The organism is Streptomyces sp. SID10853 (genome assembly GCF_010548145.1).
GTDB lineage: Bacteria > Actinomycetota > Actinomycetes > Streptomycetales > Streptomycetaceae > Streptomyces.
Map to the genome: position 1 here is coordinate 1 of NZ_JAAGLN010000159.1, position 16,368 is coordinate 16,368.

Here is a 16,368-nt window from a genome sequence, read left to right on the forward strand (position 1 = left end):
GCCACCGCCGCCCTGGCCCTGACCGCCACGGCGGCCCCGGCTCCCGCGGCCCTGCCCTGACGGGGCGCCTGCCCCGTTCGCGGGCCTGCTCGGCCTGGAACGCCGCTGCGGCGCGGTGGCCTGCTGCGGTACGTCGACGACGATCGCGACGCCGGAAGGCTCCTGCGCCCCGGTGATCCGGGTGAGCTCCTCGTCGCTCGACCTGACCCTGGCGGTCCTGGGGGTGATGCCCGCGTCGGACATCAGCCGGGTCATCTCGCGCTTCTGCTCCGGGAGCACCAGGGTGACGACGCTGCCCGACTCACCGGCCCGCGCGGTGCGCCCGCCGCGGTGGACGTAGTCCTTGTGGTCGGTGGGCGGGTCCACGTTGACGACCAGGTCGAGGTCGTCGATGTGGATGCCGCGCGCCGCGACGTTGGTCGCGACCAAGGCGGTGACCTGGCCGTTCTTGAACTGGTCGAGGGTGCGGTTGCGCTGCGGCTGGGAGCGGCCGCCGTGCAGCCCGCCCGCCCGTACGCCACTGGCCAGCAGCCGCTTCACCAGGCGGTCCACGGAGCGCTTGGTGTCCAGGAAGAGGATCACCCGGCCGTCGCGGGCCGCGATACGGGTCGTGACGGCCTTCTTGTCGGTCTCGTCGGCGACGTAGAGCACGTGGTGGTCCATCGTGGTCACCGCGCCGGCCGACGGGTCGACCGAGTGCACGACCGGGTCGGTCAGGAACATCTTGACCAGCCGGTCGATGTTCTTGTCCAGGGTCGCCGAGAACAGCATCCGCTGGCCGCCGGGCTCGACCTGCTTGAGCAGGGCGGTGACCTGCGGCATGAACCCCATGTCGGCCATCTGGTCGGCCTCGTCGAGCACGGTGATGCCGACCTGGTCGAGGCGGCAGTCGCCGCGCTCGATGAGGTCCTTGAGCCGGCCCGGGGTGGCGACCAGGACCTCGGCGCCGCGGCGCAGCGCGCCGGACTGCCGGGAGATCGACATCCCGCCGACGACCGTGGTCAGCCGCAGCTGGACCGAGGTGGCGTACGGCGTGAGCGCGTCGGTGACCTGCTGTGCGAGCTCACGGGTGGGCACCAGGACGAGGGCCAGCGGCGCCTTCGGCTCGGCGCGGCGGCCCGCGATCCGGGCCAGCATGGCGAGCCCGAAGGCGAGCGTCTTGCCGGAGCCGGTGCGGCCGCGGCCCAGCAGGTCACGGCCCGCGAGGGAGTTCGGCAGCGTCGCGGCCTGGATCGGGAAGGGGTCGGTCACGCCCTGGGCCGCGAGGGTCTTCAGGAGCGCGGCGGGCATGTCCAGCTCGGCGAACGCCTCGACGGCGGGCAGCGCGGGGGTGATGGTGTCCGGCAGCGTGAATTCGGCCGGCCTGGGAGCTGCCTTGCGGGCCGGAGACTTTGCGGGGGCCTTGCCTCGGCCCCTCGGCGGACTGGTGCGTGCGGGACGTGCCGGGCGTTCAGCGGAGCGGGTCATGCGGTTCAAGCCTTCCTGCCGGATGTAGGACAGCACAAACCGGGACCCGCACCTTGGAGGTGCGGGCCCCGGTCAGCGAGGTACGCGTCCGACAATTAGGCCGGGACGATGTTCTCCGCCTGCGGGCCCTTCTGGCCCTGCGTGACGTCGAAGGAGACCTTCTGGCCCTCCTGGAGCTCACGGAAGCCCTGGGTGGCGATGTTCGAGTAGTGGGCGAAGACGTCGGCGCCGCCGCCGTCCTGCTCGATGAAGCCGAAGCCCTTTTCCGAGTTGAACCACTTCACGGTACCGGTGGCCATAACATTCTCCTCAACAGGTGCAGTGCCGGAAATTCGCACTTTACGAATTCCGCGTCGCCGCATTGAACCCCATCCGGAGAAAGCCGGAAAACAATAATGCGCCTGTCGGAGCATTCCCGTCAGGCGCACATAAAGTTCATGGGTACCAAAACTGCAACAACGTCAGCCTAGCACGCTTGTCGCCCGGATGTCTGGACGCAACGGCACCCGGATGATCTCCGCGCACGCCTCCGACCGGTGGTTCCGGGCCCGTACGGAACACGGGGCCGGGCCAACTCGCCTCAGTGCAAGAACAGTTGCCGCGAAACGCGGGACCGCCGGGTAAGCCGGCGGAAGACGGGCAGATCCCCGGGCGGCGAACCGGAAGGAGTGAGGGAGTCCCACCACTGTTCGATTGACGTTCACCCCGCGCCCATGAGGAACGGGACGCCCCCTCCCCGTACGGGGTGCCGCGGCCCGCAGCCTAGGATTCCGGGCATGATCGCCGAATTGCAGTGCATAGTGCTGGACTGCCCCGAACCCGCAGACCTGGCCGCGTTCTACCGGGCAGTCCTCGGCGGCAGCATCGACCGGCCCGACCCCCGCTGGGAGCTCAGCTCCGACTGGACCACGCTGCACACCGCGTCCGGCCTTGTCCTGGGCTTCCAGCGCGCCGAGAACCACCGCGCGCCGGCCTGGCCCGACCCGACCCGGCCCCAGCAGTTCCATCTGGACTTCGGCGTGCCCGACCTCGACCGGGCGGAGGTCGAGGTGCTGGACGCGGGCGCCAGTCTGCTCGACGACAGCGCGCCCGGCTGGCGCATCTACGCGGATCCCGCGGGGCACCCCTTCTGCCTCGTCCGGCACTGAACCGTCCGGCTCGGGGCGGAAAGGCGAAGCGGGCGGGCGCGGCACCGGCCAGTCGTGCAGCCAGCCAGCCAGCCAGCCAGCCAGCCAGTCAGTCAGTCAGTCCCCGGACCGCTCGGCCGTGCTCCGCTCGACACAGAACTCGTTGCCCTCGATGTCGGCCAGCGTCGCCCATCCCCGCCCGTCGGGCCTGCGGTGGTCCTCGACGAGTGTGGCGCCCAGCGCGAGCAGCCGCTCGACCTCCGCCTCCCGGGTGCGGTCCGTCGGCTGGAGGTCCAGATGCAGACGGTTCTTGATCTGCTTGGACTCGGGCACCTGGATGAAGAGCAGCCCGAAGCCGGTGGCCTGGATCAGTGCCTCGGGGTCACCGGGCTTGTCCTCGTCGGTGAGCGGGATATCGAGGACCTTGGCCCAGAAGCTGCCGAGCTCATAGGCGTTGGCGCAGTCGACCGTCACATGGCGCACGAATGAAGTCATGATCGCATCATGCCTCAACAGGCGCGCGGGGCAAGGGAATTCAGGCGCCCTGCTGTCTGATCCGCAGGGTGACCAGGGCCGTGTGGCCGTCGGCGCGCAGCACACCGGGTGACTCACCGGTCACCACCGCCGCGTCATGGGGCCCCAGCACCACGTCCGTGCCCATGTCCGTGCCCACGTCCGTGCCCGTGCCCATGTCCTCCAGGACCGCGGTCCCGTCCAGCGCGACGAGCAGCACGGTGGCCTCCGGCGGGACGGCGACGGTGAGTCTGCCGCGTACGACCGAGACGAGCGCATCGGTGAGCGCCTCGCGGTACATCACGTTGAAGTTGACGACGGGGCCTTCGAGCAGCCGCCCGTGCGTCGCCACGTCACCGGCGAACCGGTGAGGCACGAACCGCTCGTCCACGCGCAGCGGGACCCCGCCGGCCGTCAGCTCCATCCCCGCGCCCTCCACGACCGTGAGGACCCTGGTGACCTCGGGGAAGACGGAGAACGGCCCGTCGGCGCCGACATCGGCCAGGCTCACCCGCCAGGCGAAGGCATCCATGCCGGCGCCCTCGGGCCCGGCGGCGATCTCACGGGTGACGCCGCCGCCGTTCTTCCAGGGCGCGGCCGCCCGGCCGGCGGCCCGCAGTATCCGTACCGTCATGATGTCGAACCGCTCCACTCTCTCGTCGCCCCGGGACGCGCCACGGCGCCCACCCAGTGTCCGGTCGGGGACAGGGCAGGCGCCGCGTTCAGTTCCGCACCCCATTGTGCGGGACGTTCTGTGGGGGCCGTCAGACCGTCAGTGCCCGGTCCGTCGGCTTGATCGGGGCGTGCAGCTCGCTGGCGCCCGTGAGGAAACGGTCCACGCCGCGCGCCGCCGAGCGGCCCTCGGCGATCGCCCAGACGATCAGCGACTGACCGCGGCCCGCGTCACCAGCAACGTACACGCCGGGCACGTTGGTCGCGAAGTCGGCGTCGCGGGCGATGTTGCCGCGGGCGTCGAGTTCGAGGCCGAACTGCTGGACGAGGCCGTTGGCCTGGTCGGTGCCGGTGAAGCCCATGGCCAGGGTGACCAGCTCGGCGGGGATCCGGCGCTCGGTGCCCGGCTGCTGCTCCAGCTTTCCGTCCTTGAACTCCACCTCGACCAGGTGCAGGTACTTGACGTTCCCGACGGTCTCCCCCTCCTCGGGCTCCGAGCCCTCGAAGTGGGTGGTCGAGACGGCGTAGATGCGCTCGCCGCCCTCCTCGTGCGCGGAGGTGACCTTGTAGAGCATCGGGAAGGTCGGCCAGGGCTGGCCCGGGTTCCGCTCGTCGCCGGGGCGGGGCATGATCTCCAGCTGGGTGACGGACGCGGCGCCCTGGCGGTGGGCGGTGCCCACGCAGTCAGCGCCGGTGTCGCCGCCGCCGATGACCACGACGTGCTTGCCCTCGGCGGTGATCGGGGCCACCGTGAGGTCGCCCTCCTGCACCTTGTTGGCGAGCGGCAGGTACTCCATGGCGAAGTGGATACCGTTCAGCTCGCGGCCCGGTACGGGCAGGTCGCGGGAGACCGTCGCACCGGCCGCGATGACCACCGCGTCGTACCTGCGGCGGAGCTTCGCCGCGTCGATGTCGCGGCCGATCTCCGTCTCGGTGCGGAACTTGGTGCCCTCCGCGCGCATCTGCTCGATGCGCCGGTTGATGTGGGACTTCTCCATCTTGAACGCGGGGATGCCGTACCTGAGCAGTCCTCCGATGCGGTCCGCGCGCTCGTAGACGGCGACCGTGTGCCCGGCGCGGGTCAGCTGCTGGGCGGCGGCGAGACCGGCCGGGCCTGAGCCGATGACCGCGACCGTCTTGCCGGAGAGCCGCTCGGGCGGCTGCGGGGTGACGTCGCCGCTGTCCCACGCCTTGTCGATGATCGAGACTTCGACGTTCTTGATGGTGACGGCGGGCTGGTTGATGCCGAGGACACACGCCGACTCACAGGGCGCCGGGCAGAGACGCCCGGTGAACTCCGGGAAGTTGTTGGTGGCGTGCAGCCGCTCGGACGCCGCCGACCAGTCCTCGCGGTAGGCGTAGTCGTTCCACTCGGGGATGAGGTTCCCCAGCGGACAGCCGTTGTGGCAGAAGGGGATGCCGCAGTCCATGCAGCGGCCGGCCTGCTTGCTGATGATCGGCAGCAGGGACCCGGGAACGTAGACCTCGTTCCAGTCCTTCACCCGCTCCTCGACGGGGCGGGTCTTCGCGACCTCGCGGTCCGTGGTCAGAAAGCCCTTGGGGTCAGCCATTGGTCGCCGCCTCCATCATCTTCTCGGTGGTCTCGTTCTCGGTGAGACCTGCCAGCTCAGCGGCGTCCTTGGCGGCGAGCACTGCCTTGTAGGTGGTGGGGATGATCTTGCTGAAGCGGGCGGCCGCGGTGTCCCAGTCGGCCAGCAGCTTCTCGGCCACGGTGGAGCCGGTCTCCTCCTGGTGGCGGCGCACGACGTCGTGCAGCCACTGCTTGTCGGTCTCGTCGATCTGCTCGATCGCACCGGCGTTGCCGGCGTTGACGTTGTCGCGGTCCAGGTCGATGACGTACGCGACACCGCCCGACATACCGGCGGCGAAGTTCCGTCCTGTCTCACCGATGACCACGGCGTGCCCGCCGGTCATGTACTCGCAGCCGTGGTCGCCCACGCCCTCCGAGACGACCGTCGCGCCGGAGTTGCGGACGCAGAACCGCTCGCCGGTGCGGCCGCGCAGGAACAGCTCGCCGCCGGTCGCGCCGTACGCGATGGTGTTGCCCGCGATGGTGGAGTACTCGGCGAGGTGCTCGGCGCCGCGGTCCGGGCGGACGACGACCCGGCCGCCGGAGAGGCCCTTGCCGACGTAGTCGTTGGCGTCACCCTCAAGCCGGAGCGTCACCCCGCGCGGGGCGAAGGCGCCGAAGGACTGGCCCGCGGAGCCGGTGAAGGTGATGTCGATGGTGTCGTCGGGCAGGCCCGCACCGCCGAACTTCTTCGTCACCTCGTGGCCGAGCATCGTGCCGACGGTCCGGTTGATGTTCCGGATGGCGACCTGGGCGCGGACCGGCTGGGCGGCCTCGGCCGAGTCGGCGGCCAGCGCGTCGGCCGCCAGCTTGATCAGCTGGTTGTCGAGCGCCTTCTCCAGGCCGTGGTCCTGCGCCGCGGTCCGGTGGCGTACCGAGCCGTCGGGCAGGTCGGGGACGTGGAAGAGCGGGGCGAGTTCGAGCCCCTGCGCCTTCCAGTGGTTCACGGCCCGCTCGGTGTCGAGCAGCTCGGCGTGGCCGACGGCCTCTTCGAGCGTACGGAAGCCCAGCTCGGCGAGGAGTTCACGGACCTCTTCGGCGATGAACCGGAAGAAGTTCACGATGTACTCGGCCTTGCCGGAGAAGCGCTCGCGCAGCACCGGGTTCTGGGTGGCGATGCCGACCGGGCAGGTGTCGAGGTGGCAGACGCGCATCATGACGCAGCCGGAGACGACGAGCGGCGCGGTCGCGAAACCGAACTCCTCGGCGCCGAGGAGCGCGGCGATGATGACGTCACGGCCGGTCTTCAGCTGGCCGTCAGTCTGTACGACGATGCGGTCGCGCAGGCCGTTGAGCAGCAGCGTCTGCTGGGTCTCGGCGAGGCCGAGCTCCCAGGGGCCGCCCGCGTGCTTCAGCGAGGTGAGCGGGGAGGCGCCGGTGCCGCCGTCGTGTCCTGAGATGAGGACGACGTCCGCGTGTGCCTTGGAGACGCCCGCGGCGACCGTGCCGACACCGACCTCGGAGACCAGCTTCACATGGATGCGGGCCGCCGGGTTGGCGTTCTTGAGGTCGTGGATCAGCTGGGCGAGGTCCTCGATGGAGTAGATGTCGTGGTGCGGCGGCGGCGAGATGAGGCCGACGCCCGGCGTCGAGTGCCGGGTTTTGGCGACCCACGGGTAGACCTTGTGGCCGGGCAGCTGGCCGCCCTCGCCGGGCTTGGCGCCCTGCGCCATCTTGATCTGGATGTCGTCCGCGTTGACCAGGTACTCGCTGGTCACACCGAAGCGGCCGGACGCGACCTGCTTGATGGACGAGCGGCGCGCCGGGTCGTACAGCCGGTCGGCGTCCTCGCCGCCCTCACCGGTGTTGGACTTGCCGCCCAGCTGGTTCATGGCGATGGCGAGGGTCTCGTGCGCCTCCTTGGAGATGGAGCCGTACGACATGGCGCCGGTGGAGAAGCGCTTGACGATCTCGGACGCGGGCTCCACCTCGTCGAGCGGGATGGACTCGCGGCCGGAGGCGAAGCCGAACAGGCCGCGGAGCGTCATCAGCCGCTCGGACTGCTCGTTCACCCGGTCCGTGTACTTCTTGAAGATGTCGTACCGGCCGGAGCGCGCCGCGTGCTGGAGGCGGAAGACGGTGTCCGGGTCGAAGAGGTGTGGCTCGCCCTCGCGGCGCCACTGGTACTCGCCGCCGATCTCCAGCTTGCGGTGCGATGCGGAGATGCCGGACGCCGGGTACGCCTTGGCGTGCCGGGCGGCGACCTCGGTAGCGACGACGTCGAGTCCGGCGCCGCCGATCTTGGTGGCGGTGCCGTTGAAGTACGTGTCGACGAAGGACTGGTCGAGTCCGACGGCCTCGAAGACCTGGGCGCCGCGGTAGGAGGCCACGGTCGAGATGCCCATCTTGGACATGACCTTCAGGACGCCCTTGCCGAGGGCGTAGATCAGGTTGCGGATGGCCTGCTCGGGCTCCATGCCGTCGATGAAGGTGCCGGCGCGTACCAGGTCCTCGACGGACTCCATGGCGAGGTACGGGTTGACGGCGGCGGCGCCGTATCCGATGAGCAGCGCGACATGGTGGACCTCACGGACGTCACCGGCCTCGACGAGCAGCCCCACCTGGGTGCGCTGCTTGGTGCGGATGAGGTGGTGGTGGACGGCCGATGTGAGCAGCAGCGAGGGGATCGGGGCGTGCTCGGCGTCGGAGTGCCGGTCGGAGAGCACGATGAGCCGGGCGCCCGCCTCGATGGCGGCGTCGGTCTCGTCGCAGATGTCCTTCAGCCGGGCCGCGAGGGCCTCGCCGCCGCCGCTCACCCGGTAGAGACCGGCGAGCGTCGCGGCCTTCATCCCCGGCATGTCGCCGTCGGCGTTGATGTGTATGAGCTTGGCCAGCTCGTCGTTGTCGATCACCGGGAAGGGCAGCGTGACGCTGCGGCAGGCGGCCGCGGTGGGCTCCAGGATGTTGCCCGCGGGGCCCAGCGTGGAGCGCAGCGAGGTGACGAGCTCCTCGCGGATGGCGTCCAGCGGCGGGTTGGTGACCTGCGCGAAGAGCTGGGTGAAGTAGTCGAAGAGCAGCCGGGGGCGCGCGGAGAGCGCGGCGATCGGCGAGTCCGTGCCCATGGAGCCGAGCGGCTCGCCCGAGGTGCGGGCCATGGGCGCGAGGATGACGCGCAGCTCCTCCTCGGTGTAGCCGAAGGTCTGCTGGCGGCGGGTGACCGAGGCGTGGGTGTGCACGATGTGCTCGCGCTCGGGGAGGTCCTCCAGCTCGATCTCGCCGCTCTCCAGCCACTCCTCGTACGGCTGCTCGGCGGCGAGGCCGGCCTTGATCTCGTCGTCCTCGATGATGCGGTGCTCGGCGGTGTCCACGAGGAACATCCGGCCGGGCTGCAGCCGGCCCTTGCGGACGACCTTCGCGGGGTCGATGTCCAGGACGCCGACCTCGGAGGAGAGGACGACGAGGCCGTCGTCGGTCACCCAGTAGCGGCCGGGGCGCAGACCGTTGCGGTCGAGGACCGCGCCGACCTGGGTGCCGTCGGTGAAGGTGACGCAGGCGGGGCCGTCCCAGGGCTCCATCATCGTCGCGTGGTACTGGTAGAAGGCCCGTCGTGCCGGGTCCATCGACTCGTGGTTCTCCCACGCCTCGGGGACCATCATCAGCACGGAGTGCGGGAGCGAGCGGCCGCCGAGGTGCAGGAGCTCCAGGACCTCGTCGAAGGAGGCGGAGTCCGAGGCGTCCGGGGTGCACAGGGGGAAGATCCGGTCCAGCTTCTGCGGTCCGAAGAGGTCGGACGCGAGCTGGGACTCACGGGCCTTCATCCAGTTGCGGTTGCCCTTGACCGTGTTGATCTCGCCGTTGTGCGCGACGAAGCGGTACGGGTGGGCGAGCGGCCAGCTCGGGAAGGTGTTGGTCGAGAAGCGCGAGTGCACCAGGGCGACCGCGGTGGCGAAGCGGCGGTCGGAGAGGTCGGGGAAGAACGGCTCCAGCTGCCCCGTGGTGAGCATGCCCTTGTAGACGATCGTGCGGGCGGAGAGCGACGGGAAGTAGACACCGGCCTCGCGCTCGGCGCGCTTGCGCAGGACGAATGCCTTGCGGTCGAGCGCGATGCCCGTCGCGGGGGCCTCCTGGCCCTGGGGTGCGTCGGCGACGAAGAGCTGGCGGAATTCGGGCATCGTGGCGCGGGCGCCGCTGCCCAGCAGGTCCGGGGTCACCGGGACCTCGCGCCAGCCGAGGACGGTGAGCCCTTCCTCCGCGGCCAGCGTCTCGATCCGTGAGACGGCCGCCGGGCTGTCGTCGAGCGGCAGGAAGCCGATACCGACGGCGTACGCACCCGCTTCGGGGAGCTCGAATCCGGTGGCCTCACGCAGGAAGGCGTCCGGCACCTGGAGCAGGATTCCCGCGCCGTCGCCGGAGTCCGGCTCGGATCCGGTGGCGCCGCGGTGTTCGAGATTGCGCAGTACGGTCAGCGCCTGCTCGACCAGCTCGTGGCTGGCCACGCCGGTAAGAGTGGCCACGAACCCGACACCGCAGGCGTCGTGTTCGTTGCTGGGGTCGTACATCCCCTGCGGGGCGGGGCGACCCTCCATGGGCGACCAGGCGTGGATGCGCATCGGCTCTCCCGTCGTCGTCGTGGCATATGCAAGTGCATAGGGACGACGTTGGCCCTCTGCGAAATTTCGAGCAGGTTACATGATGGAATGCTTCTCGAAAACCGGATGTTTCATTCCAGCATGCGGACACCGCAGAGCGGTGGAGGTGGGGGCGACACGGCCGGATCGGCGTCCGTGGGGCCCGGAACGGAGCAGGCGACGTTGCCTGCGGCGCTTTCGCCTTATGCCCGGTGATTCAGCACTCAAAACCGCCGGGTAACCGATACCTCGATACCTATGATGCACCCCGCATAAAGCCTCACCCCGCTGTGCGCCCGAAGCCACCCCCGGCCGGTCAGCCCACCGCGGTGCCGAACAGCGCCCCCAGCGCGTACGTGATCCCGGCCGCGGCCCCGCCCAGCGCCAGCTGCCGCAGCCCGCTGTACCACCAGGAGCGCGCCGTGACCCGCGCCACCACGGCGCCGCAGCCGAAGAGCCCGATCAGCGCCAGCAGCAGCGCCGGCCAGAGCGCGGTGGCGCCGAGCAGATACGGCAGCAGCGGGAGCAGCGCGCCCAGCGCGAAGGCGCCGAAGGACGACAGTGCCGCGATCAGCGGGGACGGCAGGTCGTCCGGGTCGATGCCCAGCTCTTCCCTGGCGTGGATCTCCAGCGCCTGCTCGGGGTCACGGGAGAGCTGCTCGGCGACCTCGGCCGCCAGCCGGGGCTCCACCCCGCGTGAGACGTAGAGCGCGGCCAGCTCCTGCATCTCGTCCAGCGGGTGCTTGCGCAACTCCCGGCGCTCGACTTCGAGTTCGGCCTGGACGAGCTCACGCTGCGAGGCGACCGACGTGTACTCGCCCGCGGCCATCGAGAAGGCTCCGGCCGCCAGGCCCACGAGCCCGGTGATCACGATGGTGCGGTGCGAGACGTCACCGCCGGCGACTCCGGTCATCAGCGCGAGGTTGGAGACCAGCCCGTCCATCGCACCGAAGACGGCGGGGCGCAGCCAGCCGCCGTTCACGTCCCGGTGGGTGTGGTTGTCGCGGTGCGCCTCGTGCAGCGCCGCCTCGTTCTCCATGATGGACATCGGTCCCCGCCCTTCTCTCTTCGTCAGCGCCCCCGCTCCGCGCAGCGAACCCGGGAACAGAGTCGAAAGTACGCACGAAAAATGGCCCCCGCCAGCAAGGAAGGCCGTACTTACCAGGGGCGCGGAGGGCCGGGACCAGCCCGGATGTGATCCCCCGGGAACGCCATGGAGACATGGATCACACGACAGCCGCATTGACGTCCCGGAGGCGGGTCTCCAGTATCTGTAAACGTTTCCAGTCGCTGGAAACGTTTACAGCTCACTCACCCATCGACCCACTCCACGTCACGGATGCTCAGGGGGCAGGCATGCCGCAGAACGGGACGCCGACCATCGTGTCGATCGCCGAGCGCGCGGGGGTGTCCATCGCGTCCGTCTCCCGGGTGCTCAACGGTGTGGGCGCCCGCCCCGACACCGTCTCCCGGGTGGAGCGCGCGGTCGCCGAGCTCGGTTACGTACCGAACGCCGTGGCCCGCTCGCTCAAGGGCGGCAGGACCCGGCAGCTGACCTTCGCGATGGAGGACATCGGCAACCCGGTGTACGTGGCGATGGTCCGCGGCATCCAGGCCGTCACCCGGGCCGCCGGATACCGGCTGCTGCTGCACTCCACCGACGCGGTCGTGGAGGACGAGCTGGCCGCGATCCGCAGTCTCGGCGACCGCACCAGCGACGGGCTGATCCTCTGCCCCATCCGCATCACCGGTGCCTATGCGAAAGTGCTCGCTTCGGCGGCCGCCCCGGTCGTGATCATCGGCTCACTGCCGGAGAACGTACCCGTCGACAGCGTCCGCGCCGACTCGGTGCGCGGCGTCGGCCTCGCCGTGCGCCATCTGTACGAGACGGGCCGGCGCAGGATCGCCTTCGTCAACGGCCCGCTCGACACCGTGCCGGGCCGCAACCGTGCGAGCGGCTACCGCAAGGCGCTGGAGAGCCTGGGCCTGCCCTACGACGAGTCGCTCGTGGTGAGCACCGGCTTCGCCACCGAGTCCGGCGCGGCGGCGGCCGAGCGGCTGCTGGCCGCCTCCCCCGACGCGCTGTTCTGCGCCAACGACCAGCTGGCCGTCGGCGCGGTCCGCACCCTGCACTCCCGCGGGCTGCGCATCCCCGACGACATCGCCGTGGCCGGGATGGACGACAGCACCCTGGCCCAGGCCGCCTGGCCGCCGCTGACCAGCGTCGACCTGGGCTCCGTCGAGCGCGGCAGGCGGGCGGCCGAGCTGCTGCTCGCCCGGCTCGGCCAGGGAGCGGCCCCCGAAGCCCCACAGCACAGCACCGCCGTACCCCGCCTCGTCGTACGCGCCTCCACCGCGCCGGCGACCGACCTGGAGAACCCGAGGTCCGTATGAGTCTCACCGCAGCCCGTGGCAAAGACGCCGCGGGCCACCGCGGCACCCCACCGCCCCGCACCCCCGACCAGCGCAAACGGGCGCTCGGCCTGGACCGGGGCGCCTGGTTCCTGCTGGCGCCCGCCCTGCTCCCGGTCCTGGTGCTCAGCGTGGGGCCGCTGCTGTACGGCATCTCGCTCGCCTTCACCGACTCGCAGGCGGGCCGCACCACGTCGACGCAGTTCACCGGACTGGCCAACTTCACCGACCTGCTGCACGACTCGCTGTTCTGGGAGTCGTTCCGGATCGGCGTCGTCTGGGCCGTCAGCGTCACCGTGCTGCAGTTCGTGATGGCGCTGGGCCTGGCGCTGCTGCTCAACGAGAACCTGCGCTTCCGCTGGCTCGCCCGCACGCTCGCGCTGGTCCCGTGGGCGATGCCCGAGGTGGTCGTCGGCATCATGTGGCGCCTCGTCTACCACCCGGACGCGGGCATCCTCAACAAGACCCTCATGCAGCTGCACCTGATCAGCGACAACGTGGACTGGCTGACCAGCCTCTCGGTGGCGCTCCCGGCGGTGATCGTGGTCGGTGTCTGGGCCGGGATGCCGCAGACCACCGTCGTGCTGCTGGCCGGCCTGCAGAACGTGCCGGTGGAGCTGAAGGAGGCCGCGCAGCTCGACGGCGCCGGGCTGTGGCGGCGCTTCACCACCGTCACCTGGCCGGCGGTCAGGCCCGTGGTGATCGCGGTGACCTCACTGAACTTCATCTGGAACTTCAACTCGTTCGGCCTGGTCTATGTGCTGACGCAGGGCGGACCCGGCGGCAAGACCCGGCTGCCGATGCTCTTCTCGTACGAAGAGGCTTTCAAGTACGGCCAGTTCGGCTACGCGGCCGCGATGGGCCTGGTGATGGTCGCCCTCATCGCGGTCCTCCTCACCGTGTTCCTGCGCAAGAAGCTCAACGAGGAGGCGGCATGAGTGTCCCCGCACGGCTCCGGGCCCGGCGGACGGCCGGCCGCACCGGGCAGTATCTGGCGCTCCTGTGCTATCTGGTCTTCCTGGCGTTCCCGCTGGTGTGGCTGGTGTCCACCGCGTTCAAGTCGCCCAGGGAGCTGGGGTCCATCAGCCCGACCTGGCTCCCCCAGCACCCCACCCTGGACAACTTCAGGGCCGCGTTCGACGCGCAGCCGCTGCTGCACTCCGCGCTCAACAGCCTGATCGTGGCGGGCAGCGCGACGGTGATCTCGGTGGCGCTCGCGGTGCCCGCCGCCTACGCCCTGGTCCGCTTCCGCAGCCGGATGTCCACGGTGGCCAACGGCTGGGTGCTGGTCAGCCAGATGTTCCCGTTCGTCCTGATCATCATCCCGCTGTTCCTGGTGCTGAAGAACCTGCACCTGATCAACTCGCTGGCCGGTCTGATCGCGGTGTACGTGGTCTGGAACCTGCCGTTCTCGCTCTGGATGCTCCAGGGGTACGTCAAGGCCGTCCCGGTCACGCTGGAGGAGGCCGCGGCCGTCGACGGCGCCGGGCGGCTGCGGACCCTGGTCAGTGTGGTCTTCCCGCTGCTCACCCCGGGGCTCGTCGCGACGGCGATGTTCACCTTCGTCACCGCCTGGAACGAGTTCTTCTTCGCCCTCGTGCTCCTCAAGTCCCCGGAGAACCAGACGATGTCCGTGATCCTGACCCGTTTCCTCGGCGCGGAGGGCGTCGCCGACCTGGGGCCGCTCGCCGCGGCCTCGGTCATCGCGACCATCCCCAGCCTGCTCTTCTTCGCCCTGCTCCAGCGCAGGCTGGTCGGCGGCATGCTCGCAGGGGCGGTGAAGGGCTGATGCGCACCTCTGTCCGGGCCCGCGCCCATACCCGCTCCCGCGTTCGTACCGGGATCCGTCCCCGCCGCCCCGCCCGGATCCGTACCGCGGTGACGGCGCTGGCCGCCGCTGCCGGGCTCGTCCTCGTCGCCGGCTGCGGCGGGGCGAAGAGCGACGGCTCACCGGGCCGTATCACGCTCCAATTCCTCAGCCTGGCCTGGCAGAAGGACTCGGTGGCCGCCAACAAGGCACTGGTCGCGCAGTGGAACAGGGAGCACCCCGACGTCCGGGTGAAGTATGTGCAGGGGAGCTGGGACGGTATCCACGACCAGCTGCTCACCTCCTTCGAGGGCGGCCAGGCGCCGGACATCATCCATGACGACGCGTCGGACCTCACGGACTTCGCGTACGGCGGCTACCTCGCCGACGTCCGCGGGATGCTGCCGACGTCGCTGAAGAAGGACATCCCGCAGCAGTCCTGGGACATGACCACCTTCGGCAAGGGGATCTACGGCGTGCCGTTCCTCCAGGAGCCACGCGTCATGGTCGCCAACACCAAGCTGCTCAAGGCTTCCGGCGTACGGATCCCCACCGCCGCCCACCCCTGGAGCTGGGCCGAGTTCGAGCAGGCCGCCAAGAAGCTCACGGCCCGCGGTCCGGGCGGCAAGACCCGGCGGTACGGGGTCGCCTGGTCGATGAAGGAGCCGGTGAGCCAGTCCGTCAACAGCGCGGCGTCGACCGGCGGACAGATCTTCAGCACGTCCGGCGGGAAGAACAAGGTGAGCTTCGACGCAGCCGACTCGGCGGTGTCCCAGGTCATCAACCGGCAGATCAACGACGACCGCACCGCGCCCAAGAGCAGTCTGGGAATGGGCGGTTCGGACACCCTGCCCGGCTTCTTCGCGGGCAAGTACGCCATGGTCCCGCTGAACTTCTCCTTCCGGCAGCAGGTCCAGCAGCAGGCGCCGAAGGGCTTCGGCTGGACGGTCCTGCCGATGCCCGCGGGGCCCGGTCCGCACGGCAGCTCGCAGGGCGTCGTCCCGCAGACCCTCTCGGTCTCGCAGGACTCGCACCACAAGCAGGCGGCGGTCGACTTCATCTCCTTCCTCACCCAGGGCAAGAACGCCGCCCGGCTCGCCCTCGGCGACTGGCTGCTGCCCAACAGCCGCTCGGCGCTGAAGGACCCGGCGCTGCGCACTCCGGCGAACGGCTGGCTCACGGGCAGCCGGATGGCCGGCGATCTGGTCCCCTCCCCCGTACTCGGGGTGCGCGGCTACGCCGAGTGGAAGGACAAGATCGCCACCCCCGCCTTCCAGGAGTACTACAACGGCTCGATCGGTCTCGGCTCGCTGCGCTCCAAGCTGACCGGCGACGGCCAGCGGGTCCTCGACCGGTACCAGCGCTGACGCCTCCCGCGTCCGCGCCCGCACAACCCCAGAAATGAGCACGATCAGCCCATGAGCGGCAGCCCAGGCCCGGCCCCCGAAGCAGTCACGGCACACGGACCACCCCAGGCCCGGCTCCGGCGCGAGCGGCCGGCGCTCCCCCGTACGCTGCGCGACCGCGCCCGCGGCGCCCTCCTCGGCCTCGCCGTGGGCGACGCCCTGGGCGCCCCCGCCGAGAACATGAAGCCGTCCAGGATCAGGGAGCGCTGGGGCCGTATCGAGGGCTTCGTACTGGACGAGCCCGCAGGTACGGACGACACCGAGTACGCGATCTTCTCGGGAATGCTGCTCGCCGAGCACGGTTCGGCGCTGACCGTCGCCCATGTCGAGGCGGCGTGGCACCTGTGGATCGCCGACCGCGACGAAGGCCCGTTCCGCGGCGCCGGTTTCAGCGAGCGCGGCACCCTGGAGAACCTGCGGCGCGGTCTCGCCGCCCCGATCTCCGCCCAGCACCGGCACGCGTGGAGCGACGGGCTCGCCATGCGGGCCGCGCCGTTCGGGGTGTACGCGACGGGCCGGCCGGCCGAGGCGGCCCGGCTGGTCGCGGTGGACGGCACGGTCAGCCATGACGGTGAGGGGATCTACGGCGGGCAGGCCGTGGCCGCGGGGGTGGCCGCCGCGATGGTGAGCGACAGCCCCGACGCGGTGGTGCAGGCCGCGCTCTCGGTGATCCCCGAGGACTCCTGGACCGCTCGCTCACTGCACCGGGCGGTCAGTGCGGCCCGGCGGGCGGTGCCCGCTCCTGACGGCTCGCCGCTGCCGGTCGAGCGCGCGGTGCGCTCGGCCGTCGTGATCGGCGGTTACC

General features: G+C 70.5%; 12 protein-coding genes and 1 pseudogene. 6 read left to right on the forward strand and 7 right to left on the reverse strand.

Annotation, left to right across the window (positions count from 1 at the left end; all coding sequences use genetic code 11):
* Positions 1 to 1,467 (reverse strand): DEAD/DEAH box helicase (locus tag G3I19_RS25145; protein WP_164265987.1); only part of this gene is annotated, 1,467 nt, incomplete at its 3' end.
* A gap of 95 nt (positions 1,468 to 1,562) precedes the next feature.
* The gene (locus tag G3I19_RS25150) at positions 1,563 to 1,766 is read right to left on the reverse strand and encodes a cold-shock protein (protein WP_015607926.1); all 204 of its coding nucleotides are present in this window, start codon (positions 1,764 to 1,766) and stop codon (positions 1,563 to 1,565) included.
* A 477-nt stretch (positions 1,767 to 2,243) separates the two neighbouring features.
* Between G3I19_RS25150 and G3I19_RS25155 the strand changes: the two genes are divergently transcribed.
* Positions 2,244 to 2,615, forward strand: coding sequence for a VOC family protein (locus tag G3I19_RS25155; protein WP_164265988.1), 372 nt, complete (start codon positions 2,244 to 2,246; stop codon positions 2,613 to 2,615).
* 105 nt (positions 2,616 to 2,720) lie between these two features.
* Here G3I19_RS25155 and G3I19_RS25160 read toward each other — a convergent pair.
* The 5 genes and pseudogenes from G3I19_RS25160 to G3I19_RS25180 form a co-directional block, all read right to left on the reverse strand.
* Positions 2,721 to 3,089, reverse strand: a pseudogene (locus tag G3I19_RS25160) (VOC family protein); the annotation flags it as partial.
* A 40-nt stretch (positions 3,090 to 3,129) separates the two neighbouring features.
* Entirely contained in the window at positions 3,130 to 3,741 is a 612-nt protein-coding gene (locus G3I19_RS25165) for a HutD family protein (protein WP_164265990.1), read from the reverse strand.
* A gap of 130 nt (positions 3,742 to 3,871) precedes the next feature.
* Positions 3,872 to 5,350 carry a glutamate synthase subunit beta gene (locus G3I19_RS25170; protein WP_164265991.1) on the reverse strand — a complete coding sequence of 493 codons (1,479 nt, stop codon included), beginning with the start codon at positions 5,348 to 5,350 and terminating at the stop codon, positions 3,872 to 3,874.
* Positions 5,343 to 9,920 carry a glutamate synthase large subunit gene (gene gltB / locus G3I19_RS25175; RefSeq protein WP_164265992.1) on the reverse strand — a complete coding sequence of 1,526 codons (4,578 nt, stop codon included), beginning with the start codon at positions 9,918 to 9,920 and terminating at the stop codon, positions 5,343 to 5,345. Before gltB ends, G3I19_RS25170 begins: the two co-directional genes overlap by 8 nt.
* A gap of 334 nt (positions 9,921 to 10,254) precedes the next feature.
* Positions 10,255 to 10,986 carry a VIT1/CCC1 transporter family protein gene (locus G3I19_RS25180; protein ID WP_164265993.1) on the reverse strand — a complete coding sequence of 244 codons (732 nt, stop codon included), beginning with the start codon at positions 10,984 to 10,986 and terminating at the stop codon, positions 10,255 to 10,257.
* 308 nt (positions 10,987 to 11,294) lie between these two features.
* On the opposite strand from G3I19_RS25180, the gene G3I19_RS25185 reads away from it, so the two are divergent.
* From G3I19_RS25185 to G3I19_RS25205, 5 genes are all read left to right on the forward strand, one after another.
* Positions 11,295 to 12,332 (forward strand): LacI family DNA-binding transcriptional regulator, encoded by a 1,038-nt coding sequence (locus G3I19_RS25185; RefSeq protein ID WP_164265994.1) that lies wholly within the window; start codon positions 11,295 to 11,297, stop codon positions 12,330 to 12,332.
* Positions 12,329 to 13,288: a sugar ABC transporter permease gene (locus G3I19_RS25190; protein WP_164265995.1), complete on the forward strand. Its 960-nt coding sequence runs from the start codon at positions 12,329 to 12,331 to the stop codon at positions 13,286 to 13,288. The genes G3I19_RS25185 and G3I19_RS25190 overlap by 4 nt, the downstream gene beginning before the upstream one ends.
* Positions 13,285 to 14,139 carry a carbohydrate ABC transporter permease gene (locus tag G3I19_RS25195; RefSeq protein ID WP_164265996.1) on the forward strand — a complete coding sequence of 285 codons (855 nt, stop codon included), beginning with the start codon at positions 13,285 to 13,287 and terminating at the stop codon, positions 14,137 to 14,139. Before G3I19_RS25190 ends, G3I19_RS25195 begins: the two co-directional genes overlap by 4 nt.
* Positions 14,139 to 15,524: a sugar ABC transporter substrate-binding protein gene (locus G3I19_RS25200; RefSeq protein ID WP_164265997.1), complete on the forward strand. Its 1,386-nt coding sequence runs from the start codon at positions 14,139 to 14,141 to the stop codon at positions 15,522 to 15,524. The genes G3I19_RS25195 and G3I19_RS25200 overlap by 1 nt, the downstream gene beginning before the upstream one ends.
* A 51-nt stretch (positions 15,525 to 15,575) precedes the next feature.
* Positions 15,576 to 16,368: ADP-ribosylglycohydrolase family protein (locus tag G3I19_RS25205; RefSeq protein ID WP_164265998.1), on the forward strand; the 793-nt coding region annotated here is incomplete at its 3' end.